Origin of the sequence: Bartonella sp. CL434QHHD (genome assembly GCF_042195145.1) — a bacterium.
Classification (GTDB): Bacteria; Pseudomonadota; Alphaproteobacteria; order Rhizobiales; family Rhizobiaceae; genus Bartonella.
This window is the reverse complement of the sequence record NZ_JBHINT010000028.1, coordinates 1-1774: the sequence shown is the minus strand read 5'-3', so window position 1 is coordinate 1774 and position 1774 is coordinate 1. Positions and strand designations below refer to the sequence as shown.

1 pseudogene is annotated in these 1774 nt (G+C 38.7%); it reads right to left on the bottom strand.

What is annotated here, in order from left to right:
* Window positions 1-1774, bottom strand: a pseudogene (locus tag ACFILN_RS04855) (hypothetical protein); the annotation flags it as partial.

The following is a 1774-nucleotide window of genomic DNA, read 5'->3' as shown; positions in this document are numbered from 1 at the left end:
GAAGTAACGTAGGTTGGATACTGCTAGACCAACGGCAGCTGCTTGCCTTGCCTCTTTCCGTACGCTCTTAATATCATAACTTAAAATATTAAACTTCATATCTGTATATCGGTCAGACCGATCAACAGCATCATCAATGGCATTAATAACAATATTATCCACCCGACTATCCGTATATTTTTTTGCATCATCGAGAACAATTTTCATCTGTTGCTGAGTGTAATCATGCAGTTGACCACCATTCACAGCTTCTTTCGAGTCCTTCTCAATACGGCCATCCGCAACATTATCAATTAAAACAGGTTCACTGGAATCTCCACCCTCTAAAGTGATCCTATTGGTTTTGTTTCCTTCTCCATCTTTATCATAGTTAACTGCGCCATCAGAAAGATTATTAACCGTGTTCTCAATATTATCAACTCTGTCTTCAATATTGAAAACCGTTTCACCAATATTCGTAACCGTAGTGGAAATATTGTCGACTCTGTTTTCAATATGCTTAATATCTTTTTCAACGCCAGTGATACGTTCGTTGGTCTCCCAAAGCTGTCCGCCATTGACTGCATCTTTTGACCCTTCTACAATTTTACCATCTGCTACATTGATAATCTTACTTGGTTGACCATCATGGCTAGCGTCATAAGCTTTTTTCTGCTCATTCCAATTTAAACCATTAGACGAGACATTGTTTTCAACATTTTGAATGCGGTCGTTTATCTTAGACATACTCTCACTCACGCCGTCAAAAGCACTGGCAACGTTATGATAATTCTTCTTTTCACCAGAGCTACCGTCAGCCTTGAATTGTGCTATCTTGAAAGTAGGAGCAGTCCATTCTCCATTATTATAGCCAGCGCCACCACCAAAATACGCAGCCAATTGGTTGCTCATAAGATAAAGTTGCGAACCATTTATAGCATCGGTTGAATTAGCAGAAATATCTCCATTGGCAAGAAACTTAATTTTGCTATTGGTTCTTCCCTCTCCATGCTGTGCTACAAATGCCTGCTCATCACTGTTCCACAACAAGGCGTCCCCTTTAACTTCTTGAGTAATATTCGTGATTTTTTCATTGACATCGTTTACCACATTCGTCAGATGCGTATTCACACTCTTCACATTTGCATCAAGACCTGTCAAAGCTGAGCCAACGTCATGATAATTGGCTTTTGCCACCTGACCATCTTCAACAATAACAGATAAACTATATTTTGGTCCTTTAAAGGCACCATTTTCGAATGAAGCATCACCACCAAAATAATTTGCTATATCTCCAGATATTTTATTNGCATCACCACCAAAATAATTTGCTATATCTCCAGATATTTTATTAATTTGGTTCCCATTGATTGCATCATGCGATCCTTGCGCAATTATGCCATCTTTAACATTATGGAGAGCAACAGGGTCTTGGTTATCTACCCCACCTAAAGTTACGCTACCATAATTAATGGCACCATTTTCTTTATCGTAGAGAACTGCAGCAGCTCTTGTGAGATTAATATCATTAGAAATCATCTCTATACTTTTATCAAGCTGGGCTTTGTTAACAGCTTCATCACTCCACTCTGCAGCTTTTACACCGGAAATTGTACGAGCATCACCAGATTCGTTTGCAACATTGATTTCTATACCACCTGTTGACTCACCAATGGTGATAGCACCTTCATTCTCTTCCTGCTTAACGAGGCTATTTTTTGTCGCATTCGTAATCTGATTTTGAATATTCGTGATAGAAGCATCAACAGCATTAAAAGTAGATTCAAAACCATTA